The sequence below is a fragment of the Streptomyces sp. NPDC048142 genome, from assembly GCF_043202835.1.
GTDB lineage: Bacteria > Actinomycetota > Actinomycetes > Streptomycetales > Streptomycetaceae > Streptomyces.
Genome location: NZ_JBIDBC010000025.1, coordinates 41445 through 64543, shown reverse-complemented (window position 1 = coordinate 64543; position 23099 = coordinate 41445). Strand labels below are relative to the sequence as shown.

At 71.6% G+C, this 23099-nt stretch carries 24 protein-coding genes and 3 pseudogenes; 19 read left to right on the top strand and 8 right to left on the bottom strand.

Features of this window, described 5'->3' with window-relative positions; genetic code table 11:
- The first annotated feature begins 49 nt into the window (after nucleotides 1–49).
- Together ACGF2Y_RS26885 and ACGF2Y_RS26880 are read left to right on the top strand one after the other, a co-directional pair.
- Entirely contained in the window at nucleotides 50–427 is a 378-nt protein-coding gene (locus tag ACGF2Y_RS26885; RefSeq protein ID WP_392952365.1) for a hypothetical protein, read from the top strand.
- 184 nt (nucleotides 428–611) lie between these two features.
- Nucleotides 612–1739 (top strand): amidohydrolase family protein, encoded by a 1128-nt coding sequence (locus ACGF2Y_RS26880; RefSeq protein ID WP_392952362.1) that lies wholly within the window; start codon nucleotides 612–614, stop codon nucleotides 1737–1739.
- Between the two features lie 99 nt (nucleotides 1740–1838).
- Here ACGF2Y_RS26880 and ACGF2Y_RS26875 read toward each other — a convergent pair whose 3' ends face one another.
- From ACGF2Y_RS26875 to ACGF2Y_RS26865, 3 genes are all read right to left on the bottom strand, one after another.
- A complete protein-coding gene (locus ACGF2Y_RS26875) occupies nucleotides 1839–2825 on the bottom strand; it encodes a heme A synthase (RefSeq protein ID WP_392952360.1) in 987 nt (328 codons plus the stop codon).
- Nucleotides 2826–2958: 133 nt separating this feature from the next.
- Entirely contained in the window at nucleotides 2959–3726 is a 768-nt protein-coding gene (locus ACGF2Y_RS26870) for an ABC transporter permease (protein WP_392952358.1), read from the bottom strand.
- Nucleotides 3723–4664, bottom strand: a complete 942-nt coding sequence (locus tag ACGF2Y_RS26865; protein WP_392952355.1) for an ABC transporter ATP-binding protein — start codon at nucleotides 4662–4664, stop codon at nucleotides 3723–3725. Before ACGF2Y_RS26865 ends, ACGF2Y_RS26870 begins: the two co-directional genes overlap by 4 nt.
- Before the next feature lie 136 nt (nucleotides 4665–4800).
- Here ACGF2Y_RS26865 and ACGF2Y_RS26860 point away from each other — a divergent pair, with 136 nt between their 5' ends.
- The 9 genes from ACGF2Y_RS26860 to ACGF2Y_RS26820 all read left to right on the top strand — a co-directional run bounded on the left by ACGF2Y_RS26860 (nucleotide 4801) and on the right by ACGF2Y_RS26820 (nucleotide 11879).
- Complete coding sequence (locus ACGF2Y_RS26860; protein WP_392952352.1) at nucleotides 4801–5544, top strand: helix-turn-helix transcriptional regulator; 744 nt, start codon at nucleotides 4801–4803, stop codon at nucleotides 5542–5544.
- Nucleotides 5541–6962 (top strand): Fe-S cluster assembly protein SufB, encoded by a 1422-nt coding sequence (sufB, locus tag ACGF2Y_RS26855; RefSeq protein ID WP_366388483.1) that lies wholly within the window; start codon nucleotides 5541–5543, stop codon nucleotides 6960–6962. Before ACGF2Y_RS26860 ends, sufB begins: the two co-directional genes overlap by 4 nt.
- A 99-nt stretch (nucleotides 6963–7061) precedes the next feature.
- The gene (sufD, locus tag ACGF2Y_RS26850) at nucleotides 7062–8243 is read left to right on the top strand and encodes a Fe-S cluster assembly protein SufD (RefSeq protein ID WP_392952347.1); all 1182 of its coding nucleotides are present in this window, start codon (nucleotides 7062–7064) and stop codon (nucleotides 8241–8243) included.
- The gene (locus tag ACGF2Y_RS26845) at nucleotides 8243–8560 is read left to right on the top strand and encodes a bifunctional 3-phenylpropionate/cinnamic acid dioxygenase ferredoxin subunit (protein WP_003969893.1); all 318 of its coding nucleotides are present in this window, start codon (nucleotides 8243–8245) and stop codon (nucleotides 8558–8560) included. Before sufD ends, ACGF2Y_RS26845 begins: the two co-directional genes overlap by 1 nt.
- 7 nt (nucleotides 8561–8567) lie before the next feature.
- Entirely contained in the window at nucleotides 8568–9332 is a 765-nt protein-coding gene (gene sufC / locus ACGF2Y_RS26840) for a Fe-S cluster assembly ATPase SufC (RefSeq protein WP_392952344.1), read from the top strand.
- Nucleotides 9329–10597 carry a cysteine desulfurase gene (locus tag ACGF2Y_RS26835; protein ID WP_392952341.1) on the top strand — a complete coding sequence of 423 codons (1269 nt, stop codon included), beginning with the start codon at nucleotides 9329–9331 and terminating at the stop codon, nucleotides 10595–10597. Before sufC ends, ACGF2Y_RS26835 begins: the two co-directional genes overlap by 4 nt.
- A gap of 10 nt (nucleotides 10598–10607) precedes the next feature.
- The gene (sufU, locus tag ACGF2Y_RS26830; RefSeq protein WP_063804482.1) at nucleotides 10608–11063 is read left to right on the top strand and encodes a Fe-S cluster assembly sulfur transfer protein SufU; all 456 of its coding nucleotides are present in this window, start codon (nucleotides 10608–10610) and stop codon (nucleotides 11061–11063) included.
- The gene (locus ACGF2Y_RS26825; protein ID WP_003969897.1) at nucleotides 11060–11398 is read left to right on the top strand and encodes a metal-sulfur cluster assembly factor; all 339 of its coding nucleotides are present in this window, start codon (nucleotides 11060–11062) and stop codon (nucleotides 11396–11398) included. The genes sufU and ACGF2Y_RS26825 overlap by 4 nt, the downstream gene beginning before the upstream one ends.
- Nucleotides 11399–11513: 115 nt before the next feature.
- On the top strand, nucleotides 11514–11879 hold the full coding sequence (locus ACGF2Y_RS26820) for a VOC family protein (protein WP_392952338.1): 366 nt from the start codon (nucleotides 11514–11516) through the stop codon (nucleotides 11877–11879).
- A gap of 95 nt (nucleotides 11880–11974) precedes the next feature.
- Here the strand turns inward: ACGF2Y_RS26820 and ACGF2Y_RS26815 are convergent, their stop codons facing one another.
- Entirely contained in the window at nucleotides 11975–12955 is a 981-nt protein-coding gene (locus tag ACGF2Y_RS26815; protein WP_392952336.1) for a hypothetical protein, read from the bottom strand.
- Between the two features lie 288 nt (nucleotides 12956–13243).
- On the opposite strand from ACGF2Y_RS26815, the gene ACGF2Y_RS26810 reads away from it, so the two are divergent.
- Together ACGF2Y_RS26810 and ACGF2Y_RS26805 are read left to right on the top strand one after the other, a co-directional pair.
- Nucleotides 13244–13570: a DMT family transporter gene (locus tag ACGF2Y_RS26810; protein WP_392952333.1), complete on the top strand. Its 327-nt coding sequence runs from the start codon at nucleotides 13244–13246 to the stop codon at nucleotides 13568–13570.
- On the top strand, nucleotides 13570–14151 hold the full coding sequence (locus ACGF2Y_RS26805; protein WP_392952331.1) for a TetR/AcrR family transcriptional regulator: 582 nt from the start codon (nucleotides 13570–13572) through the stop codon (nucleotides 14149–14151). Before ACGF2Y_RS26810 ends, ACGF2Y_RS26805 begins: the two co-directional genes overlap by 1 nt.
- 100 nt (nucleotides 14152–14251) lie before the next feature.
- Here the strand turns inward: ACGF2Y_RS26805 and ACGF2Y_RS26800 are convergent, their stop codons facing one another.
- Entirely contained in the window at nucleotides 14252–15133 is an 882-nt protein-coding gene (locus tag ACGF2Y_RS26800; RefSeq protein WP_392952329.1) for a winged helix-turn-helix transcriptional regulator, read from the bottom strand.
- Nucleotides 15134–15264: 131 nt separating this feature from the next.
- Between ACGF2Y_RS26800 and ACGF2Y_RS26795 the strand changes: the two are divergent.
- The 3 genes and pseudogenes from ACGF2Y_RS26795 to dapD form a co-directional block, all read left to right on the top strand.
- A pseudogene (locus tag ACGF2Y_RS26795) lies at nucleotides 15265–15579 on the top strand (MFS transporter); the annotation flags it as partial.
- A gap of 201 nt (nucleotides 15580–15780) precedes the next feature.
- Nucleotides 15781–16710, top strand: a pseudogene (locus tag ACGF2Y_RS26790) (MFS transporter); the annotation flags it as partial.
- Nucleotides 16711–16720: 10 nt separating this feature from the next.
- Nucleotides 16721–17719, top strand: a complete 999-nt coding sequence (dapD, locus tag ACGF2Y_RS26785; protein WP_392952327.1) for a 2,3,4,5-tetrahydropyridine-2,6-dicarboxylate N-succinyltransferase — start codon at nucleotides 16721–16723, stop codon at nucleotides 17717–17719.
- A 14-nt stretch (nucleotides 17720–17733) separates the two neighbouring features.
- Here dapD and ACGF2Y_RS26780 read toward each other — a convergent pair whose 3' ends face one another.
- Nucleotides 17734–18615, bottom strand: a complete 882-nt coding sequence (locus tag ACGF2Y_RS26780) for a 4-hydroxy-tetrahydrodipicolinate synthase family protein (protein WP_392952324.1) — start codon at nucleotides 18613–18615, stop codon at nucleotides 17734–17736.
- Between the two features lie 457 nt (nucleotides 18616–19072).
- On the opposite strand from ACGF2Y_RS26780, the gene ACGF2Y_RS26775 reads away from it, so the two are divergent.
- The 3 genes and pseudogenes from ACGF2Y_RS26775 (at nucleotide 19073) to ACGF2Y_RS26765 (ending at nucleotide 21369) form a co-directional block, all read left to right on the top strand.
- Entirely contained in the window at nucleotides 19073–20542 is a 1470-nt protein-coding gene (locus ACGF2Y_RS26775; RefSeq protein WP_392952321.1) for a hypothetical protein, read from the top strand.
- Between the two features lie 35 nt (nucleotides 20543–20577).
- Nucleotides 20578–21053, top strand: a pseudogene (locus ACGF2Y_RS26770) (TROVE domain-containing protein); the annotation flags it as partial.
- An 85-nt stretch (nucleotides 21054–21138) separates the two neighbouring features.
- Nucleotides 21139–21369 (top strand): hypothetical protein, encoded by a 231-nt coding sequence (locus ACGF2Y_RS26765; RefSeq protein WP_003969918.1) that lies wholly within the window; start codon nucleotides 21139–21141, stop codon nucleotides 21367–21369.
- A 135-nt stretch (nucleotides 21370–21504) separates the two neighbouring features.
- On the opposite strand, the gene ACGF2Y_RS26760 is transcribed toward ACGF2Y_RS26765, so the two are convergent.
- A complete protein-coding gene (locus ACGF2Y_RS26760; protein ID WP_392952319.1) occupies nucleotides 21505–22719 on the bottom strand; it encodes a TerD family protein in 1215 nt (404 codons plus the stop codon).
- Between the two features lie 75 nt (nucleotides 22720–22794).
- Complete coding sequence (locus ACGF2Y_RS26755) at nucleotides 22795–23016, bottom strand: hypothetical protein (protein ID WP_392952316.1); 222 nt, start codon at nucleotides 23014–23016, stop codon at nucleotides 22795–22797.
- Nucleotides 23017–23099 lie beyond the last annotated feature (83 nt).

The following is a 23099-nucleotide window of genomic DNA, read 5'->3' as shown; positions in this document are numbered from 1 at the left end:
CGTGACCCGCCCGTCGCCAGTTCATCTACCCGTCGGTAGCATCCTGTTCATGGCAGAGACGGCAGCAGACGCAAGCGACACCGGGCAGACCTCGCGGACGGACGCCAGGAAGGCGGCCCGCGCGGAGCGCAGGGCGGCGAAGCTCGCCCACCAGATCGGCGCCTTCGCCAAGGAGCACGGCGGCGCCGAGGGGCAGCTCGCCTACCTGGGCCAGGCGGGCGCCCGTATCGTCCTGGTCGGCGAGGACGGCGCCTGGGGCGACCTCGTGGCCCCGACCTACGCGGTGGCCGAGAGCGCGGCCTCGAAGTCCGGCATCACGATGCACGAGGAGTTCGACGGCGAGTTCGCGCTCAAGGTCCGCACCGGCCCGTACGAGTGGTCCCGGATGGCCGGGATCCAGGTCGGCGGCCCCTCCAACGACCGCTGACGCGGCTCTCTTCACCCCGTGGTGGCGTCTCTCGCCGGTCGGGGCCGGGTCCGCGAAGCCCGGCACGGCACCGGCCGCCGCGGCACTTTCCGGCCCTGATCGACGAGACAGCCGCTCGGGCAACACCTGACCCGGGGCTCACCCGTTAGGCCGTGCACACGCACGCCGTCCCAGGGAGCCCCGGATGACCGAGACCGTGCCCGTGGCCGACCTGGTCGACCAGAACTGCCACGGCGTCCTGCGCACCGAGCTGGGCCTCGGCACCTTCGAGGCCCGGCTCGGTACCGCCGGCGGCGCACCGGCCGCCCCCGGCACCACCTTCTTCGACACCCAGACCGGCTTCGCCGTGCGCCGCTGGTGCCCGCCCCTCCTCGGGCTCGAAGCCCACTGCCCGCCCGCCCGCTACCTGGCCCGCCGCCGGGAGCTGGGCGTCGCCGAGACCTCCCGCCGCCTGCTGCGCGCCGCCGGGGTCTCTGCCCACCTCGTCGACACCGGCCTCCCCGGCGACCTCACGGGACCGGCCGAGATGGCCTCGGCGGCCGGCTCCGAGGCCCGTGAGATCGTCCGGCTCGAAGTCCTCTCCGAACACGTCGCCGACACCTCGGGCACCGTCGACGCCTTCCTCGTCAACCTGGGCGAGGCCGTGCACACCGCCGCGTCCTCCGCCGTCGCGTTCACCTCGGCCGGCGGGGGCGCCCCCTACGCCGCCCCCGAGCCGCCGGGACCGGTCCGGGTGCGGGCGGCGGCCGGACGCTGGCTGGCCCGGCGGGAGGCGGAGCGCCGGGCAGCCCGACGGGGCGCGGGGAACCGGGGGTGCGGCGGGGCGCCCGTCGAGCCGGAGCTGCTGGACCATCTGCGCTGGTCAGCGGTGGCGTGCGGGCTGCCGCTCCAACTGCGCCTGGGCACCGCGGACCCGGCCCGCTTCGCCGACTTCGCCGCCGCGACCGAGGGGCACGGCTGCGACCTCGTCCTCCTGCACGGTTACCCGTACCACCGGCAGACCGCCGCGCTGGCCGGCCGGCACCCGCATGTCTACGCCGACCTGGGGGCCGTACCGGCGCGGACCGGGGCACGGGCGGCGGGCGTCCTGGCGGAGATCATGGAGCTCGCGCCGTTCGGCAAGCTGCTGTACTCCAGCGGGGCGCGGGGGCTGCCGGAACTGCACCTGGTGGGTGCGCGGCAGTTCCGCGAGGCGCTCGGGCGGGTGCTGGGCGGCTGGGTCGCGGACGGCGCCTGGACCCGGCAGGACGCGGCCCGGGTCGCCGCGATGATCGGGTCGGGCAACGCACGCCGGGTGTACGGGCTGGGGTGAGGTGCGGGGCGTACCGGAGGCGTCCGGGGCGTACGGGAAGGGCGGCGGGCCATCGGCCCGCCGCCCCTCACCCGCCGTATGTCCGTCCTCCGCCCTCCGTCAGACGGCCGTCGCCGGTGCCGTCTCCGGCCGGCCGGCGGAGGGGCCGGGCAGCGGGGCGGGCACCTCGTCGCCGCGCTCGCGCATGCTCAGTACGAGCCGGATCACGGCGATCCACATGATGGCCGAGCCGAACATGTGCACGCCGACCAGGATCTCGGGGACGTCGCTGAAGTACTGGACGTATCCGATCGCACCCTGGGCGAGCAGCACGACCAGCAGGTCGCGGGCGCGGGCTCGGGCGTCCGCGGGGGCGTCGACCACCCGCAGGGCCAGCCACATCGCGATGGCCAGGGCGCAGACCACCCAGGCGGCGATGGCGTGCACATGGGCGGCGGCCGACCAGTCCCACGGCATGCGCGGTACGTCGCTGCTGTCGCCGGCGTGCTTGCCGGAACCGGTCACCGAGGTGCCCAGCACGATCAGGACCACCGTGGTCGCCACGATCGCCCACGCGAGACGCCGCACCGGCAGCGGGGTCCGCGGGCGCGGCGGGCCGTCGCCCTCGCCGACCCGCACCCAGGTGATCACGGTGACCGCGAGGAGCGCGTTGGCCAGCAGGAAGTGCCCGGCCACCGTCCACGGGTTGAGGCCCGCCCAGACCGTGATCCCGCCGAGTACGGCGTTGCCCAGCACGATCCAGAACTGCGACCAGGCCAGCCGGGTCACCTTGCGGCGGCGCGGCTTGACCGAGCTGACGGCGATGATCGCCCAGCCGACCGCGGCCGACAGCACATAGGTCAGCATCCGGTTGCCGAACTCGATCGCGCCGTGCAGCCCCTGCTCGGGCGTCGCGAACAGGCTGTCGTCGGTGCACTTGGGCCAGGTGTCGCAGCCGAGGCCCGAACCCGTGAGCCGGACGGCCCCGCCCGTGACGATGATGAAGACGCTCATCATGACGGCGGAGAGCGCGGCGCGCTTCACCACCCGGGTGGACGGCGTCCAGCGCTTGGCGATGAGGGAGATGGGGGTTTCCACGCGGACCATCGTAGGACGGGGCTTGTGCATGTTTTCACGAGGGGGTGTCGTGCCGGGCGTCGTGGACCCGGCCCTGATCGACGCGACATCCCCTGGGGGTGGGTTCGTACCCGCTTGCCCGGGAAGATCCCTGCTGCCGGCCCTACTCCCAGCGGAAGAACCTCGCCGCCGCGCCGAGCCCCAGCACCGCCCACACCGCGAGGATCCCGGCCTCGGCCCACGGCATCGACGCACCGTGCTGGAGGACGTCCCGCAGGCCCTCGGAGAGCGCCGATACGGGCAGCAGCTCCAGCGCCGAACGCACCGCGTCCGGGAACCGGTCCAGCGGCACGATGACCCCGCCGCCGACCAGCAGCAGCAGGAAGACCAGGTTGGCGGCGGCGAGCGTCGCCTCCGCCTTGAGCGTCCCCGCCATCAGCAGTCCGAGCCCGGAGAACGCGGCGGTGCCCAGGACGAGGAGCAGGAGCACCCAGAGCGGGTTGCCCTGCGGCGACCAGCCGAGCGCGAGGGCGATGACGGCCAGCAGCACGATCTGGAGCACCTCGGTGACCAGCACCGACAGCGTTTTCGCGGTCATCAGGGCCCAGCGGGGCAGCGGGGAGGCCCCGAGCCGCTTGAGGACCCCGTAACGGCGTTCGAAGCCGGTGGCGATGGCCTGGCCGGTGAAGGCCGTGGACATCACGGCGAGCGCCAGGATGCCCGGGGCCAGGAAGTCGACCGACGCGCCCGCGCCGGTGTCGACGATGTCGACCGCGCTGAACAGCACCAGCAGCAGCGTCGGGATGATCACCGTCAGCAGCAGCTGCTCGCCGTTGCGCAGCAGCATCCGGGTCTCCAGCGCGCTCTGCGCGGCGATCATCCGGGGGAGCGGGGCGGCGCCGGGGCGCGGGGTGTACGTACCGGCGCTCATGCGCGCAGCTCCTTGCCGGTCAGCTTCTTGCCGGTCAGTTCGAGGAAGACGTCCTCCAGGGTGTGCCGCTCCACTGAGATGCCTTCGGGCATCACGCCGTGCTGGGCGCACCAGGAGGTGACCGTGGCCAGCAGCTGCGGGTCGATGGTCCCGGTGATCCGGTACGTCCCCGGCAACGGCTCGGCGGCCTCGGAGCCGTCGGGCAGCGCCTTGACCAGGGAGCCGAGGTCGAGCCCGGTACGTCCGGTGAAGCGCAGGGTGTTCTCGGCGCCGCCCCGGCAGAGCTGCTCCGGGCTGCCCCGGGCGATGACCCGGCCCGCGTCGATGATCGCGACGTCGTCGGCGAGTGTCTCGGCCTCGTCCATGAAGTGGGTGGTCAGCACCACGGACACCCCGTCGGCGCGCAGTTCGCGCACCAGGTCCCAGGTGGAGCGGCGGGCCTGCGGGTCGAGCCCGGCGGTCGGCTCGTCCAGGAAGACCAGCTCGGGCCGGCCGATGACCGCCATGGCCAGGGAGAGGCGCTGCTGCTGGCCGCCGGAGAGCCGCCGGTAGGCGGTGCGGCCGCAGTCGCCGAGGCCGAGACGTTCGGTCAGGGCGTCCACGTCCAGCGGGTGGGCGTGCAGTTTCGCCATGTGGCGGAGCATCTCGTCGGCGCGTGCCCCCGAGTAGACGCCGCCGGACTGGAGCATCACCCCGATCCGCGGACGCAGCCGCTCCGCGTCGGCGACCGGGTCGAGTCCGAGGACCCTTACGGTGCCCGCGTCGGGGCGGCGGTAGCCCTCGCAGGTCTCGATGGTGGTGGTCTTCCCGGCACCGTTCGGGCCGAGGACGGCGGTCACCGCGCCGGTCGCGACCACCAGATCGAGGCCGTTCACCGCGGTCTTCGTGCCGTACCGCTTCACCAGGCCCTTGACCTGTACGACGGGCTCGTTCTCCATGGCGCGTAAGTCTAGGCAGGGCCCCGGAGCAGACGTCTCCCGGGGCCAGATTAGGTAACCCTAAGTGACGAACCACACCGTAGATCATTCCGGACCGTGGTTGTCAGGGGCGAATGAATTACGCAACAATGGTGTTGTGAAATACGACGGACGGGCTCCTCAGGAGGAACTCGCGACCGGTGAGCGTTCGACGCGCAACCGGGTCGCGCGCTCCATTCTGGACCACGGCCCCTCCACCGTCGCCGATCTCGCCAAGCGCGTAGGCCTCACCCAGGCCGCCGTCCGCCGCCACCTCGACGCCCTCGTCTCCGACGATGTCGTCGAAGCCCGTGAACAGCGGGTCTACGGGGCGCGGACCCGCGGCAGGCCCGCCAAGGTGTTCGCCCTGACGGACTGCGGCCGGGACGCCTTCGACCAGTCCTACGACAAGCTGGCCGCCGACGCCCTGCGCTTCATCGCCGAGTCCGGCGGGGACGAGGCGGTCATCGCCTTCGCCCGCGCCCGGATGGCCGCGACGGGCGAGGCGTACCGCGCCGCGGTCGAGGCGGCGGAGCCCGGGGGCCGCACCGAGGCCCTCGCCAGGGCCCTGTCCGCCGACGGGTACGCTGCTACGGCGCGAAGCGCGCCGGGCCCCCAGCAGGGCGAGCAGCTGTGCCAGCACCACTGCCCGGTGGCGCATGTCGCCGAGCAGTTCCCACAGCTGTGCGAGGCGGAGACGGAATTCTTCTCCAGCCTCCTCGGGACCCATGTGCAGCGTCTGGCCACCCTCGCCCACGGCGACGGTGTGTGCACGACCTACGTGCCACGCAGTGGCCACGCCGCACCCCCACAGACCACCCATTCAGCATCTGCAAGCACGGCCGGGAGGAACCCCGCATGACGCTCCCCACGGAGACTGCCCACCCTGAGCTCGAGGGTCTGGGTACGTACGAATTCGGCTGGGCCGACTCCGACGCGGCAGGCGCGGCGGCGAAGCGCGGTCTGTCCGAGGCTGTCGTCCGCGACATCTCGGACAAGAAGAACGAGCCCGAGTGGATGCTGAAGCTGCGTCTCAAGGGCCTCAAGCTCTTCGGCAAGAAGCCCATGCCGAACTGGGGCTCCGACCTGTCGGGCATCGACTTCGACAACATCAAGTACTTCGTGCGGTCCACGGAGAAGCAGGCGGCCTCCTGGGAGGACCTGCCCGAGGACATCAAGAACACGTACGACAAGCTCGGCATCCCCGAGGCGGAGAAGCAGCGCCTCGTCGCCGGCGTCGCCGCGCAGTACGAGTCCGAGGTCGTCTACCACCAGATCAACGAGGAGCTGGAGGCGCAGGGTGTCATCTTCATGGACACCGACACCGCGCTGAAGGAGCACCCGGAGCTCTTCAAGGAGTACTTCGGCACCGTCATCCCCGTCGGTGACAACAAGTTCGCCTCGCTGAACTCCGCGGTGTGGTCCGGGGGCTCGTTCATCTACGTGCCCAAGGGCGTCCACGTGGAGATCCCGCTCCAGGCCTACTTCCGTATCAACACGGAGAACATGGGCCAGTTCGAGCGGACGCTGATCATCGTCGACGAGGACGCCTACGTCCACTACGTCGAGGGCTGCACCGCCCCGATCTACTCCTCGGACTCGCTGCACAGCGCCGTGGTCGAGATCATCGTGAAGAAGGGCGGCCGCTGCCGCTACACGACCATCCAGAACTGGTCGAACAACGTCTACAACCTGGTCACCAAGCGGGCCGTGGCCTACGAGGGCGCGACCATGGAGTGGGTCGACGGCAACATCGGCTCCAAGGTGACCATGAAGTACCCGGCGGTCTACCTGATGGGCGAGCACGCCAAGGGCGAGACCCTGTCCATCGCCTTCGCGGGCGAGGGCCAGCACCAGGACGCCGGCGCCAAGATGGTCCACATGGCCCCGAACACCTCCTCCAACATCGTCTCCAAGTCGGTGGCGCGGGGCGGCGGCCGCACGTCCTACCGCGGACTGATCGAGATCGGCGAGGGCGCGCCGGGCGCGAAGTCCAACGTGCTCTGCGACGCTCTGCTCGTCGACACGATCTCCCGCTCGGACACCTACCCCTACGTCGACGTCCGCGAGGACGACGTGTCGATGGGCCACGAGGCGACCGTCTCCAAGGTCTCCGAGGACCAGCTCTTCTACCTCATGAGCCGCGGGCTCACCGAGTTCGAGGCGATGGCGATGATCGTGCGCGGCTTCGTCGAGCCGATCGCCAAGGAGCTGCCCATGGAGTACGCCCTGGAGCTCAACCGGCTGATCGAGCTGCAGATGGAGGGTTCGGTCGGCTAGGTCCTCACCCGAGGACCACCGGGACGGCCGTCCGCGGCCGTCCCCGCCCCACCGAATTCCCCGAGTTCTTGACTGAAGAAAGCGAGCACTACGACAGCCATGGCTGAGGCTCAGAACACTCCGGCGGGCTCCACCACCGCCGGCTCCATCGCGGTGGCCGCCGAGTCGACCGTCGCCACCCGTATGAGCGCACCCCCGTCCTTCGACGTCGCGGACTTCCCCGTCCCGCACGGCCGCGAGGAGGAGTGGCGCTTCACGCCGCTGGAGCGGCTGCGCGGGCTGCACGACGGAACCGCCGTAGCGAACGGCGGAGGCGTGAAGGTCGCCATCGAGGCCCCCGAGGGCGTCACGGTGGAGACCGTCGGCCGCGACGACTCCCGGCTCGGCAAGGCCGGCACCCCGGTGGACCGGGTCGCCGCCCAGGCGTACAGCTCCTTCGAGCAGGCCTCCATCGTCACGGTCGCCAAGGAAGCCGTGCTCACCGAGCCGATCCGGATCGCCGTGCACGGCGAGGGCGGCGTCGCCTACGGCCACCAGCTCATCCAGCTCGGTGCCTTCGCCGAGGCCGTCGTCGTCATCGACCACACCGGTGACGCGGTGCTCGCCGCCAACGTCGACTACGTGCTGGGCGACGGCGCGAAGCTGACCGTCGTCTCCGTCCAGGACTGGGACGACACGGCCGTCCACGTCGGCCAGCACAACGCGCTGGTCGGCCGGGACGCCTCGTTCAAGTCGATCGTCGTCACCTTCGGCGGCGACGTGGTGCGCCTGCACCCCCGGGTCGCCTACGCGTCCACCGGCGGCGAGGCGGAGCTCTTCGGTCTGTACTTCACCGACAAGGGCCAGCACCAGGAGCACCGCCTCCTGGTCGACCACAACACCCCGCACTGCAAGTCCAACGCGGTGTACAAGGGCGCCCTCCAGGGCGACGGCGCGCACGCCGTCTGGATCGGCGACGTCCTCATCCAGGCCGCCGCCGAGGGCACCGACACCTACGAGATGAACCGGAACCTCGTCCTCACCGACGGCGCCCGGGTCGACTCCGTGCCCAACCTGGAGATCGAGACCGGCGAGATCGTCGGCGCAGGCCACGCCTCGGCGACCGGCCGCTTCGACGACGAGCAGCTCTTCTACCTCCAGTCCCGCGGCATCCCGGCCGAGGAGGCCCGCCGTCTCGTCGTGCGCGGCTTCTTCGCCGAGCTGGTCCAGCAGATCGGCCTGCCGGACGTCGAAGCGCGCCTCATCGAGAAGATCGAGGCCGAGCTGAAGGCGTCCGTCTGATGTCCTTCGTCAAAGCCTGTGCGCTGAGTGAGCTGGAGGACGACACCCCCAAGCGGGTGGAGCTCGACGGCACACCCGTCTCCGTCGTCCGCACCGAGGGCGAGGTGTTCGCGATCAACGACATCTGCTCGCACGCGAACGTGTCCCTCTCGGAGGGCGAGGTGGAGGACTGTGCGATCGAGTGCTGGCTGCACGGATCGTCGTTCGACCTCCGCACCGGCAAGCCGTCCGGCCTTCCCGCGACGCGCCCCGTCCCCGTATACCCCGTAAAGATCGAAGGGGACGATGTGCTCGTCTCCGTCACCCAGGAGTCCTGAGTCACCCATGGCAACGCTTGAAATCCGCGACCTGCACGTCACCGTCGAGGCCGACAACGCCACGAAGGAGATCCTCAAGGGCGTCGACCTGACCGTGAAGCAGGGCGAGACCCACGCCATCATGGGCCCCAACGGGTCCGGCAAGTCCACCCTCGCGTACTCGCTGGCGGGTCACCCCAAGTACACGATCACCAGTGGCACGGTCACCCTGGACGGCGAGGACGTCCTGGAGATGTCCGTCGACGAGCGGGCCCGCGCCGGCCTGTTCCTCGCCATGCAGTACCCGGTCGAGATCCCCGGTGTCTCGGTCTCCAACTTCCTGCGCACCTCCGCCACCGCCATCCGCGGCGAGGCCCCCAAGCTGCGTACGTGGGTCAAGGAGGTCAAGGAGACGATGGCCGAGCTCCAGATGGACCCGGCCTTCGCCGAGCGCAACGTCAACGAGGGCTTCTCCGGCGGTGAGAAGAAGCGCCACGAGATCCTTCAGCTGGAGCTCCTCAAGCCGAAGATCGCCGTCCTGGACGAGACCGACTCCGGCCTGGACGTCGACGCGCTCAAGACCGTCTCCGAGGGCGTCAACCGGGTCCGCGAGAGCGGCGAGGTCGGCACCCTGCTGATCACGCACTACACCCGCATCCTGAAGTACATCAAGCCCGACTTCGTGCACGTCTTCGCCAACGGCCGTATCGCGGCCTCCGGCGGTGCCGAGCTGGCCGACCAGCTGGAGAACGAGGGCTACGAGGCCTACACGAAGGGTGGCGCTTCCGCGTGACTGACGCCCGACAGGGGCTCACCGGCCTCCTCGACACAGAGGCGATCCGCAAGGACTTCCCGATCCTGGACCGTACGGTCCACGACGGCAAGAAGATCGTTTACCTGGACTCCGCGGCGACCTCGCAGAAGCCGCGCCAGGTCCTCGACGCGCTCAACACGTACTACGAGCGCCACAACGCGAACGTGCACCGTGGCGTCTACACGATCGCCGAAGAGGCCACCGCGCTGTACGAGGGCGCCCGCGACAAGGTCGCCGCCTTCATCAACGCACCCAGCCGCGACGAGGTGATCTTCACGAAGAACGCCTCGGAGTCGCTGAACCTCGTGGCGAACATGCTCGGCTGGGCGGACGAGCCCTATCGGGTGGACCGTGAGACCGAGATCGTCACCACGGAGATGGAGCACCACTCCAACATCGTGCCGTGGCAGCTGCTCGCGCAGCGCACCGGCGCGAAGCTGAAGTGGTTCGGCATCACCGACGACGGCCGCCTCGACCTGTCCAACATCGACGAGATCATCACCGAGAAGACGAAGATCGTCTCCTTCACGCTGGTCTCCAACATCCTGGGCACGATCAACCCGGTCGAGCAGATCATCCGCCGCGCCCAGCAGGTCGGCGCGCTGGTCTGCATCGACGCCTCGCAGGCGGCCCCGCACATGGTGCTCGACGTGCAGGCCCTCCAGGCCGACTTCGTGGCCTTCACCGGCCACAAGATGGTCGGCCCGACGGGCATCGGCGTGCTGTGGGGACGGCAGGAGCTCCTGGAGGACCTGCCTCCGTTCCTCGGCGGCGGCGAGATGATCGAGACCGTGTCGATGCACTCGTCGACGTATGCTCCGGCGCCGCACAAGTTCGAGGCCGGTACGCCCCCGATCGCCCAGGCCGTCGGCCTCGGTGCGGCCGTGGACTACCTCTCGGCGATCGGCATGGAGAAGATCTACCAGCATGAGAAGGCGATCACCGAGTACGCGGTGAAGCGCCTCCTGGAGGTCCCGGACCTGCGGATCATCGGTCCGGCGACGGCCGAGGACCGCGGGGCGACGATCTCCTTCACGCTCGGCGACATCCACCCGCACGACGTGGGCCAGGTCCTCGACGAGCTGGGCATCGCCGTCCGGGTCGGTCACCACTGCGCGCGGCCGGTCTGCCTGCGGTACGGAATTCCCGCGACGACGCGAGCGTCGTTCTATCTGTACTCCACGCCCGCCGAGGTCGACGCCCTGGTGGACGGTCTGGAGCACGTCCGGAACTTCTTCGGCTGAGGGCTGACAGGTGAAGCTGGAATCCATGTACCAGGAAGTGATCCTGGACCACTACAAGCACCCCCACGGGCGCGGCCTGCGGGACGGCGACGCCGAGGTGCACCACGTCAATCCGACGTGCGGCGACGAGATCACGCTCCGGGTGAAGTACGACGGCGAGACCATCGCCGACGTGAGCTACGAGGGCCAGGGCTGCTCCATCAGCCAGGCCAGCGCCTCCGTGCTGAACGAGCTGCTCGTCGGCAAGGAGCTGTCCCAGGCACAGAAGATCCAGGACACCTTCTTGGAGCTGATGCAGTCCAAGGGCCAGCTGGAGCCGGACGACGCGATGGAGGAGGTGCTGGAGGACGCCGTCGCGTTCGCCGGCGTCTCCAAGTACCCCGCCCGGGTCAAGTGCGCGCTGCTGAGCTGGATGGCGTGGAAGGACGCGACGGCCAAGGCGCTGTCCGAAGGGAAGACCGCATGAGCGACAACGAGACCGCGACCATGAAGCCGGCCTCCGAGGAGGAGGTCCGCGAGGCGCTGTACGACGTCGTCGACCCCGAGCTGGGCATCGACGTCGTCAACCTGGGCCTGATCTACGGCATCCACGTCGACGACGCCAACATCGCCACCCTCGACATGACCCTGACGTCCGCGGCCTGCCCGCTGACCGATGTCATCGAGGATCAGGCGAAGTCCGCCACCGACGGCATCGTCAACGAACTCCGGATCAACTGGGTCTGGATGCCGCCGTGGGGCCCGGACAAGATCACCGACGACGGACGCGAGCAGCTGCGCGCGCTCGGCTTCAACGTCTGACACTCCCGGACAGCTCTGACGCGTCCCGGACAGCTCTCCGACACGTCCCCGGGGTTCCGGCATATCCCCCGGGCAAAGTGGCGAACGGCCATGCCCGCCAGGCACACTGGCGGGCATGGCCGTTCGTATGTACCACATCGCCGTCGACTCCCACGACCTGCCGCTCATGGCCCGCTTCTGGAGTGCGGTGCTGGACTGGCAGGTGCTCTTCGAGGACGAGGAGGAGATCGTCATCGGCGCCCACGAGACCGCGCTGCCGGGCATGTGCTTCCTCCCCGTGCCGGAGGGGAAGACCGTCAAGAACCGGCTGCACATCGATCTCACCCCCGACGACCGGGACGCCGAGGTCGAGCGGATCATCGCGCTCGGCGCCCGGCGGGTGGACGTCGGGCAGGGGCCGGACGCCACCTTCGTGGTGATGGCCGATCCGGAGGGCAACGAGTTCTGCGTGCTGCGCCCCAAGCGGACCCTGACCGACTGAGACCGGCTCGGACCGGCCGGGAGCAGGCTGAGACCGGCTCGGATCGGCTGGTACCGGCTCGGACCGGCTGGGACCGGCCGCCCGGCCCTCCGCGCTCAGGCGGGGGCGGGCGGCGGCGGGCCGTACTGCTCGGGCAGGGGCTGCGCAGCCGCCTCTGCCAGGACCGGGCCCAGGTTCTCCGTGCGCATCCGGCGGTCGACGTACAGCAGACCGATCACCAGCGGCGGGAAGACCGCCGTGAACAGCTGGGCGATCAGCTGGCTGACGAACGACAGCAGGACCAGGCCGCCGAACAGGGCCACGATCTCCCCGCCGCTCGGGTCGGCGTCCACGTCGGCGGGGTCGAACAGGCCGGGGAGCAGGCCGGCCATCTGGAACGGCATCTGGATCATGTAGCCGATCATGGACGCCAGCGCGTAGGCGACCAGCCCGACGCCGAAGACCCGCCACCAGCTGTTCCGCACCAGTTGGGCCGAGCGGCGCAGGGCGGCGACCGGGCGCTGGTTCTCGAAGACCACGACCGTCGGGGCCAGGGAGAACCGCACCCAGAGCCAGACCGCCACGGGGGCGACGAGCAGCGTGCCGATGACGCCGGCCGCGATCAGCGGCACGACGCCGTCCTCGTCGCCCAGCGAGACGGTGTAGATCGTCAGCCCGGCGATGGCGGTCATGAAGAGCGCCATCGGGATGACCGCGATCAGACCCGTCAGGAACACCGTGCCGATGATGGACCAGACCCGCGACCACGCACGGCTCCAGACGGCGCCGAAGCGGATCGGGCGGCCCAGGACGGCTTCCTGGAGGACGACGGGCACCGCTGCCTGCACCACGGCCGACGCCAGCAGATAGACGATGACGCCGATGATCATCAGCACGCCGAACGCGACGCCCAGCGGGACCAGTTGCGCCGCGTCCGGGGAGCCGGTGGTCAGCTCGTCCCAGTGGGTCGCGACGGCGGAGCCGGCGACCACCAGTGCGACGATCATCACGAGCGCCGCCGCGCCGAACAGCGTCAGGGCCACGCCGGTCAGCGGCTTCCAGTACCGCCCGAGCGTCGAGAAGGCACCGCTGAGCATGTCCGAGATCCTCAGCGGCGCCAGGGGTATCACCCCGGGCCTGGGCGGTGCGGCCCACCCGCCGTTCCAGCCGCCGTCCGGTCTCTGCGCGCCCCCGTGGAAGGGCCCCCCACCGTGAGGTGCGCCCCCGTACGGGCCGCCGCCCCACCCTGCGTCCTGCGCCACTGCGTCTCCGTCGCGTCGTCGGCCCGCACCGGCGGGCCGTGTTGTCGGTCGGCACACCGTAGCTTCCCCGGCGCGGCCCGATGATATGTACGGCCGTACGCAACGTTGGGTACAGTCGTACACATGGGATATGCATACGGACTGCTGGCCGCCGCCATCGCGGCGGAGGTGGCCGGGACGACGGCCATGAAGTACAGCGAGGGCTTCACCCGGCTCTGGCCCTCGCTCGGCACCGCGGTGGGCTATCTCATCGCCTTCACGCTGCTCGCGCAGACCCTCAAGACGCTCTCTGTGGGCACCGCCTACGCCATCTGGGCCGGCGTGGGCACCGCGGCCGTCGCCCTCATCGGGATCCTGTTCCTGGGGGAGTCCAGCGGCCTGGCCAAGATCACGGGCATCACCCTGATCGTGGTCGGGGTCGTCGTCCTCAATCTGGGAGGGGCCCACTGATGGCCCGGCGGTACGACCCCGAGCGGCGGACGCGGATCATCGACGCGGCGCTGCGTGTGATCGCGGCCGACGGCCTGGCCGGGCTCAGCCATCGCACCGTGGCCGCCGAGGCCGATGTGCCGCTCGGCTCGACCACGTACCACTTCGGCTCCCTCGACGAACTCCTGGTCGCCGCCCTGCGCCGGTGCAACGAGAACTTCGTCCAGGCCCTGCGCGGCAGCGAGGTCCTGGCCGCGCCGGGGCCCATATCCGCCGGACCTGACGGATCCGCCGCGTCCGTCGGCCTCGCGGAGGAGCTGACCCGGCTGCTGGAGGAGTGGTTCGCGGGCGAACGCGGGGCGATCGAGCTGGAGTACGAGCTGTATCTCGCGGCCCTGCGCCGCCCCGCGCTGCGCCCCGTCGCCGCCGAGTGGACCGAGGAGGCCGTCGAGCTGCTGTCCCGGCGCACCGACCCGGAGACCGCGCGGGCCCTCGTCGCGCTGATGGACGGCGTCTGCCTCCAGGTCCTGCTGACCGGCGGCACGTTCGACGCGCCCTGCACCCGCGAGATGCTGGGCCGGATCGTCGACGGCGGCGTCTGAGCCGTAGGCGGTAGCCGCCTGAGCCGGGGCCGCGCCTGCGCCGGAGGCGGCACCCGCCTGAGCCGTGCCTGCGCCTGAACCGGTGTCGCGGGCGCCCCGCTCAGTCCGCCGGGCGGCGGCGGACCGCTTCCAGGGCCTCGCGCACGCTCGCCTCGATGTCCGTGACCGGGTACAGCACTTCGCGGATCGTCCGCTCACGGTCCACCACCAGCGTCAGCCGCTTGAGCCTGCTCACGCCCGCCGCCCGGAACGTCGGCAGCCGCAGCGCCGCCGTCAGCGTCAGATCCGCGTCCGAGAGCAGCGGGAAGCGCAGCCCTTCCTTCTCCGCGAACGCGCGCTGCTCGTCCGGGCGTTGCACGGACACCCCGTGCACGGTCGCGCCCGCCGCCGTGAAATCGGCCAGCTGGTCGCGGTACGTGCACGATTCGAGGGTGCAGCCGCTCGCCCCCGGGATCCCCGCCCAGCCCGGCGGGTAGGCGTCGCGGCGGGCGTAGGCGCTGGGGAAGCAGTACAGGACGGTGTACGGGGTGCCGGCGACCGGGTCGCGCGGCTCTCCGTCGTCCCCCGTCAGCAGCAGCTCCGGCAGCCGCGTCCCCCGCAGCGCCCGCACCCGGGCCGCCTCCCGTGAGGCCTCCGCCGTCGTCGCCATCGTCTCCCCTTCCCCCAGCACCCAGGTGTCGCCCCAGTCCTGGAGCGCGATCAGTACGGGCAGCAGCGCCCGGCCGCGCGGGGTGAGGAGGTACTCGTACCGGACCGGGCGGTCCTGATACGGCTCCCGCGCCAGCACCCCCGCGTCGACCAGCAGCCGCAGCCGCTCGGTCAGCACCTTGCGCGAGACGCCCAGCTCCTGCTGGAGCGCGTCGAACTGGTGCACACCGCGCGCGGTGTCCCGCACGATCAGCAGCGTCCACCAGTCGCCCACGACGTCGAGAGCCTGGGCGATCGAGCAGCCGGCGCCGGCCAGGCTGGTGCGCTGGGGCATGGTCGTTCCTCCGGTTGTGGCCGCTGTCCGCCCCGCGCTGCCCGGGGTCCTTCGGTTGACCCCGATGGAATCATGCTGCCATAGTCCGTTCCCATAAGGAACTCGCTAAGGGTGTGTGTGGGGGAGCGGGGATGGGCATGGTGCGCGGTGTTCCGCGGACGGTACGGCTGCTGGCGCTCGGGGCGTTCCTCAACGCCGTCGTCAGCTTCACCTTCGTCTATCTCTTCGTCTACCTCGTCGGGCCGCGTGGCCTGTCCGTCACCCAGGCCGGAGTGATCAGCGGCATCGGCGGCGTCGGCCTGGTCGCGGGAAACTTCACCGGCGGCTGGTTCGGAGACCGCCTCGGTCATCGCCGCGCCCTGCTGACCGGTGCCTGCGTCAGCGGGACGGCGCTCGTCGTCCTGCCCGTCCTGCCGGTCGCCGCGCTGTACGCGGTGCTCCCCCTCGGGCCTTTCGTTCGGATCATGCCGGGCTCGCGGGGTTCGGCACGCACTCCCCCAAGCTCTCGGCTTCGCTCGAGCAGGGAGGGGCCCCCTCCGACGTTGTCGTCAGTCGCCAATGCTCCGCAGTGACTCCCTCCTCCGCCTTGCAGCTGCACGCACCGGACCCCGCTCCCTGATCCGGCCTGATCCGAACGGAAGGCCCCAGCCCAGTACGCCGCGGGCGTCGTCCGCGCCGCCAACGCGGCCCTCGTCGCGGTCTCCGTCCCCGAGGGCGGCAGCCGCCGCCAGAGCTTCGCCCTCACCCGCTTCGCCGCCAACGGGGGCTTCGCCGTCGGCCCGCCGCTCGGCGCGCTGATCGCCACCCGGTTCTCGTACGACTGGCTCTTCGTCGCCGACGGCATCGGCACCCTGCTCTTCGCCCTCTACGCCGCCCGGATCCTGCCCGCCCGCGGCAGCGCCCACTCCGCACCCGCCCACGACCCGGACGCTCCCGGCCTCATGCGCGAACTGCGGGCCAGACCCGCCGTCCTGGTGCTGCTCGCCGCGATCGTCCTGGTCGACCTCGTCTACCGGCAGCAGTACTCGACGCTGCCGGTCTTCCTCGCCGACCACGGGCACTCCACCCAGCTCTACGGCTGGCTGCTCGCCATCAACGGCGGCGTCATCCTCTGCCTCGAACTGCCCGCCGCCCACGTCCTGCGCCGGCGCGCCCCGCTCGGCCTCGTCGGCGTCGGGCTCCTGCTCGTCGGGCTCGGCTACGCCGTCCTGATCCCCGGCGCGGGCGGGCTCTTCGCCGTCACCATGATGCTGTCACTGACCCTCGGCGAGATCCTCTACAAGACCCCCGCCACCGCCTATGTCGCCGACCAGGCGCCCGGCCACGCCCAGGGCCGTTTCCAGAGCCTGTACGCCGGTGCCTCGATCAGCGGCCAGGTGCTCGCCCCACCGCTCGGAGCCGCCCTGTACGCCGCCGCTCCCGCCCTGCTCTGGCCGCTCTGCGCCCTGCTCGCGGCGGGTGCCGGGGCCGCGGTGCTGGCGGCGCGGCGGCTGCCCGGACCGGGGGAGCGGGCGCGGGCGGAAGGAAGGGGGCCCCATGCTGAGACCGGTTCGCCCGAGCGGGCCCCGGCCGGTTAGGTTGCTGTTCATGACCGACACGACTTCCCAGGGTTCTGCCCGCACCACCGGCGCCGTCGCCGCCGGCCTCGCCACCGTCGCCGGTGACGGCACCGTCCTCGACACCTGGTTCCCCGCCCCCGAGCTGACCTCGGACCCCGGCCCGGCCGGTACGACGCGCCTGACTCCGGACGAGGCCGTCAACCTGCTCGGCGAGGGCGCCGCCAGGGCCATCGGCGTGGACGCCCGGCGCGGCGTCGAGATCGTCGCCGTGTCCACGGTCATCTCCTCGCTCGACGACAAGCCGCTCGACGCGCACGACGCCTACCTGCGTCTGCACCTGCTCTCGCACCGGCTCGTCCGGCCGCACGGCCAGAACCTCGACGGCCTCTTCGGGCTGCTCGCCAACGTCGCCTGGACCTCGCTCGGTCCGGTCGCCGTCGACGACGTGGAGCGGGTGCGGCTCAACGCCCGCGCCGAGGGCCTGCACCTCCAGGTCACCTCGGTCGACAAGTTCCCGCGGATGACGGACTACGTCGCCCCCAAGGGCGTACGCATCGCCGACGCCGACCGGGTCCGGCTCGGCGCGCACCTCGCCGCCGGGACCACCGTCATGCACGAGGGCTTCGTCAACTTCAACGCGGGCACGCTCGGCACCTCCATGGTCGAGGGCCGGATCTCCGCGGGCGTCGTCGTCGGCGACGGCTCCGACATCGGCGGCGGCGCCTCCACCATGGGCACCCTCTCCGGCGGCGGCAACGTCCGCATCGTCATCGGCGAGCGCTGCCTCATCGGCGCGGAGGCGGGCGTCGGGATCGCGCTCGGCGACGAGTGCGTCGTCGAGGCCGGTCTGTACGTCACCGCCGGCACCCGCGTCACGCTGCCGGACGGCCAGATCGTCAAGGCCCGCGAGCTGTCCGGCGCCTCCAACATCCTCTTCCGCCGCAACTCGGTCACCGGCACCGTCGAGGCCCGCCCGAACAACGCGGTGTGGGGCGGCCTCAACGACGTCCTGCACGCCCACAACTAGAGCCCGGCCCCTTCTCAGGCCGCGAGGAGTTCCTCGTACGCCGCACGCAGCCCGTCGGTCGCCCCGCGCCCGGCGGGCTGCAGCGGTTCCCGGACCGGTCCCGCGTCCAGGAGCGCCTTCGCGGTGACGGTTCCCGGGAGGCCGCTCGCCATCATCAGTTCGGTGAGGCGCACCGTGAGCCCGTTGAGCCGGGCCGCCTCGTCGGTCCGGCCCGCGTCGAACGCGTCCAGCGGCGCCCGCACCGGGCGCGGGGCCACGTTCGCGACCGTGCTGACATAGCCCGCGCCGCCCACCGCGTACAGCGGCAGGTTCAGCTCCTCGCAGCCCGAGTAGTACGCCAGCGAGGTGCGGGCCATCACCTTCGTCGAGCCGAGCAGGTCGTAGGAGCAGTCCTTCAGCGCCACCACCCGCGGGTGCTCCGCCAGCCGCAGCAGGGTCTCCGGCTCGATCCGGGTGCCGGTACGCCCGGGGATGTCGTACAGCATCAGCGGCAGGCCGGTGGAGTCCGCGACCCGCAGGACGTACGCCTCGACGGCGGCCTGCGGCGGGCGGCTGTAGTACGGGCTCACCACCAGCAGCCCGTCCGCGCCCGCCTCCTCGGCCTCCCGCGCGAGGCGCAGGGTGTGCGCGGTGTCCGGGCCGCCGACGCCGGAGAGCAGCGGCACCGCGTCGCCGACCTCCGCCCGGACGGCCCGCAGCAGAGCGGACTTCTCGGCGTCCGTCGTGGTGGGGGACTCGCCCGTGGTGCCGCTGAGGACGATCCCGTCGCAGCCCTCCGCCACCAGGCGTGCGGCGTGCGCACGGGCGGCGTCCGGGTCCAGGGCTCCGGCGGCGGTGAAGGGCGTGATCATGGCACAGAGCGTGCGGCCGAAGGGGCGCGGTGCGGTGGCGGTCATGCCCGAAGTGTCGGCTCCCGCAATCATGCAGGTCCACTTAGATCTTCTTGGGGTGACCGGCAAGGGATGCTGAAGAGTCGGGAGGGGCGACGACTTCTTCTGACGTGATCGAACGCAGGGGCGGAAGGCCGGGGTGTCGGGCCGCGGCGGCGGGCCGGGACGGCGGACAGAAGTGCGGCGGGCGGTATGCGGTGAAGCGGCGGGCGGCGGCCGGTGCATTGCGTCTAGGCTTGGACGCGAGAGCCTGTCGGGTGACCTCTGACCGGGCGGCCACGCCCTGGCACGCACGCTTCCGGCGTTGCCGAAATGCCCTAGTAGCTCCGCTACGAGGACATTCCGGCGCCTTGGAATCGCACGCACCATGCCGCGTCCGCTTTCCGATCGAAGGTCACCCGACAGGCTCTGAACCGCGTACGCACTCCGTATGCCCCCGAGCACGCACCGAGGAGAACCTCCGATGTCCGCAGAGCGCCCCTCCCTGCCGCCGGTGCGGCTGCACTCCGAGGCCGAACTGGCACGGGACGCGCTCGCCGCTCCGCTGTTCGTCCGCGCCGTCAGGCTCGCCCGCTGGGCAGGACCGGACACCCGGGTCGGCGCGGGCGGCGAACTCGTCGAGGCGCAGCTGCCCGCGGCCGCCGAGCACCTCGCTCTCCCGGCCGACGAGGACGGCGCGGCGTACGCCGGCGAGGCCTGGCGGCTCGCCGTGGACACCGGCCTCCTCGACGTCACCGACCCCGAGGAAGGGGCCGAGGACGGCGACGGCACTGTCGCCGCAGGTGAGAACCTGGCCCTGCTCACCGGCGGCTCCCCGCAGGACGTCCTGGGCATCTGGCTCGACGGCCTGGACGCCGTGCACGCCGACGCCACCGCGCCCGTCCTGGACGACTTCGCGGACCTCGTCGGCGAGGACGGCTCGATCGACTTCGACGCCCTGGACTGGGACCCGGAGGCCGAGGCGGAGTTCCTCGACGGCGTCCTCGGCAACCTCTACCTGCTGACCCTCGCGGACAACGGCGCGGGCGAAGGACCGGTCCCGCTGCCCGCCCTCGCCGCGTCGATGATCGTCCCCGACGACATGGGCGAGCCCACCGACGACATCCTGGAGCAGGTGTCGGAGGCGATGATGCGCCTCGACGACCAGTTCCGGCTGCTCGAACCCATCGGGATCGTCGAATACCGGCCGGTCGACGAGGCGTTGCTGGTGGAGGAGGGCGAATCCGCGGACGACTCCGCCGCCGGGGCCGACGACGAGGACGTCACGCGGTACGGCATGGTCAGGCTCACCCCCCTCGGCCTCTACGGCGTCCGGGCCCGGATGCTGGAGGCCGGGGTGGACGCCCCCGCCGTCGGCGACCTCGCGGGCAAGGGCGCCGACGTCCTCCTCGACGGCATCGCCCACTACCCGGAATCCGCCGCCCGCGCCGAGGTCAAGCTCTGGCTCGCGGGATACGGCGCCGAGGGCGCGGCAGCGGCGGCCGCCGAGCTGCTGGCCGCCGCGCGCGGTTCGGACGAGGGCGCGCCGCTGCGCCGCCTCCACTGTCAGCAGGCCCTCGCCGTGGCGGGCCCCGAGGCGGAGCCTGCCGTACGCTCGGTGCTCGGCGACCCGGAGCTGGGCGGCCTGGCCCGCGTCTGGCTCGCGGAGCGCGGCGCCGCCGACGTGCCCGCCCCGCCGGAGGACATGATCTTCTGGCTGGCCGTCGACACCATCGCCGCCCAACTGGACGTGGACGGCGAGCTGGACGAACTCCAGGGCCTCGTCGAGGGGCTCTCCGCGCAGCACAACGGCTTCTTCGACGAGGTCTGGCGCGTCGACCACCCGGCCACCGCCGATGTGCTGGAGGCCATGGGCCGGCTGCACAGCGACAAGAAGACCGCCAAGGAAGCCCGCAAGGCGGCGTTCAAGGCCCGCTCGCGCGCGGGCGGTTGAGCGCGACCTGAACACCGGGGTACTCAGGGAGCCCCGCGCCGTCGTTGCGCTGGGCCCACCCGCCGGAGGAGGCCCTCGGGCAGTCGCTGGGCCAGGTCCCCGCGCTGCCCGGCCGCACCCCGGTCCTGATCGACCGCTCCGGTTCGGCGGCCGCGCCGCTCTCCGGGCGCTCCCGGCCGAACCGGGCCGATGCCACGGCCGTCCCGGGGCCTGGGCCACTTCGGCGGCCTGGGCGGCACGAACCACGGTCGAGGCGGTGCGGCGGCCCTACCGGGGCCACCACGGCGTCCTCGTCGTCACCGATGAGCAGGCCGCGCACACGCGCCGTGGCGACGCGACCCGGAGCGTTCCTGACGCGGTGCCCGTCCGCACCTGGAATCGGGCCGGGTACCGGCTCGGGCACGCCCCGTCCGGTGACGGAAACCGCCACACGTTCGGGGGTCTTTCCGACCCGGCGTTCCGCGTGGTTCCGCTGCTGGAGGCGGGAGGAAGCGCTGACCGGCCGTGGTGAGCGCTGATTACGAATCCGGCACTTCTGGGGCCCCGGGCCCCGGCGGGCATGGCGTCGGGCCTTCACAGGGCGCATACTCGACTTAATGAAACAGTCAGCCGGATCCCGGCGTCACCTGCCTTCCAGTCCCTTCAACCGCCCGGCCCAGGAGGCCCCACCGGTCGAATGCTTCGATGTGGGCGACAGGGTGTCGCACGACCAGTTCGGGCTCGGCAGGATTCTCGCTGTCGAGGGCGACAATGACGCAGTCCTCATCGACTTCTCGGGGCGACAGGGAAGGATCCTGAGCCCGTACTCCAAGTTGACCAAGCTCTGAGACGCGAGACGAGCACGAGCAGCGTCCGCCTTCTCCGGATCCGGGGCACCTGAATCACTTCAGGCGCTCCGGACTCCGTCGCGGCCCCGCCGGCCGGGGCCCCCGGGCCCCCTCCCGGCGAGGGCCCACGGGCGGCTACAGGGACTTGGCAGCGGGCTTCACCATGCCCCGCACAGTGCGCGACTTCACGAACTCGCCCATCGCGGTCATCTCCCACTCGCCGGTGAACTGCTTGATGAGCTTGGCCATCATCACGCCGGTCTGCGGCTCGGCGCCGGTGAGGTCGAAGCGGACCAGCTCCTCGCCGGACGCGTCGTCGATCAGCCGGCAGTAGGCCTTGGCGACCTCGTTGAACTTCTGGCCGGTGAACGAGTTCACCGTGAAGACCAGGCCCGTCGCCTCGGCGGGGATCCGGCCCAGGTCCACGACGATCACCTCGTCGTCGCCCGCGCCCTCACCGGTGAGGTTGTCCCCGGAGTGCTTGATCGCCCCGTTCAGGATGGCCAGCTTGCCGAAGTAGCAGCTGTCCAGGTGATTGCGGTTGGGGCCGTAGGCGATCACCGACGCGTCCAGGTCGATGTCCTTGCCGCGGAACGCGGGCTCCCAGCCCAGGCCCATCCTGACCCGCGAGAGCAGCGGGGCGCCGCCCTTGACGAGGGACACGGTCTGGTTCTTCTGGAGGTTGACCCGGCCCTTGTCCAGGTTGATCTTCCCGGAGCCCGCGGGCGCGGCGGGGGCCGCCGGGGGAGCGGCCGGAGCGGGCGGGGCGATCCGCGGGTCGAGGGGTGCGGCGACGGGGGCTACCGGGGCGGGGGCGACCGGCACCGGCGGGGCGGCCGGGGCCGCGGGCTCCTCGACCGAGACGCCGAAGTCCGTGGCGATCCCGGCCAGCCCGTTGGCGTAACCCTGGCCGACCGCGCGGGCCTTCCAGGCACCGTTGCGCCGGTAGACCTCGATGACCACGAGCGCCGTCTCGGCGCCCAGCTGCGGCGGGGTGAAGGTGGCGAGCGCACTGCCGTCGTCCGCGTCGCGCACGGTGGCGGTGGGCTCGATGCCCTGGAAGGTCTGGTCGGCGGCGTCCGGGCTCGCGGTGACGACGATCTTCTCGATGCCCGGCGGGACGGCCGCGGTGTCCACCACGATCGCGTCGGGTGCGGAGCCCCCGCCGGAGCGATAGGTCACACCGGGGCCCGAGGGCTGGTTGTAGAAGATGAAGTCGTCGTCGGAGCGCACCTTGCCGTCGGCGGTGAGCAGCAGGCCCGAGACGTCGAGCCGCACCGGGGCGGCGACGTCCACCGCCACGCGGGCGGCGGAGAGGGGGATGTTCGAGCCGGGGGTCATAGCGGTCATGCACGGGGTAACGAACGACCCGGCTTTGCCGTTCCCTTACCTTCGGCCGTCCGGACCATGGCCGTCGAAGTGCCCTCAGCGGCGGTTGCGCGGGTGGTTTCGGGCGGTGCGCTCGTTGCCGTGCCTGTACGCGCCGGTCCAGCGGGCCATCACCAGTTGAGCGTCGCCCGATGTCACCTCGGCGAGGAACTTCTGCGCCCGGCCGCCGCGCAGGGTGCCCGCGGGGCGGTTGTGGTGGGTGATGGTGACGCTCTGGTCGCTGTGCTGTTCGTACTGGAATCCGGAAGGTCTCGGCATGCCCGTATCCTGCCCGCCCGGCCGCGCCCGCGTCGCCCGGATTTCCGCCGCCCCGCCCCGGCGGCCCCTTCCGGGCGGCTCGG